This is a genomic window from Psychrobacter sp. 1U2 (assembly GCF_051847575.1).
In genome coordinates this window covers 1-712 of sequence record NZ_JBPYDC010001086.1, presented here as the reverse complement: position 1 = coordinate 712, position 712 = coordinate 1, and the positions used below count along the sequence as shown (strand labels likewise).

Annotated in this window: 1 protein-coding gene and 1 pseudogene; one reads left to right on the top strand and one right to left on the bottom strand. The window is 37.2% G+C overall.

Going from position 1 to position 712, the window contains the following annotated elements; genetic code table 11:
* A pseudogene (locus ACS8FD_RS20525) lies at positions 1 to 365 on the top strand (hypothetical protein); the annotation flags it as partial.
* A 32-nt stretch (positions 366 to 397) separates the two neighbouring features.
* Here the strand turns inward: ACS8FD_RS20525 and ACS8FD_RS20520 are convergent.
* On the bottom strand, positions 398 to 712 hold a 315-nt coding region (locus tag ACS8FD_RS20520; protein ID WP_439277226.1), incomplete at its 5' end, for a glycosyltransferase.

The window sequence follows — 712 nt, the reverse complement described above, 5'->3', positions numbered from 1 at the left end:
ATATTGTTAGCCGAAAAGGTGCTCAAAAACTAGTTAAAATGACACGAGAGCTAGGGGTGGATAGACCTGTTGATCACATAATGTTCGATAAACTGATTGAGCAGAAAACAAGCAATGTATATCAAGTATCCCCAGCATTATGTATTCAAGATAAAATATATAATGAACAATCTACGCGCTTTGAAAGCTGTCTTGAAGAAGAAAGGCAGTCACGACCCGTTGTCAAAGTCAAACTCTCTGCACAGCAAAAAATTAATAGAGAGTTAACTAGACTATGGACACAGATGAATTTAGCTAATCTATCACGCTCATTACTATTGACTATTAACGGCTATAAAAGGCAAGAAATAGAATATAAAGAGTAGTGCTGATATATTAGCCAACAAATAGGATTATTTCAGTCAATAAGCTCTAAGTATTTGGCAGCAGCATAATCAGGATAAAACTTCTCATCTAAAGCCACTGCAAAAATTTCAGGCCTACCTATAACCTCTATCATTTTTTGTGCTAAAGCCTCAGTATCACCTACAGGGACCAAGTTTTTGGAAGGTAATACTTCAGGAGGACCTGATGGACAAGCAGTACTAATGACCGGAGTTCCTAAAAAAATGGCTTCAAGCATGGCAATATTCAAGCCTTCATAGTCTGACGATATCACCATCGCAGTAGCATTTTTAATGTAAGGATAGGGGTTGGAGGTCAATCCTATAAA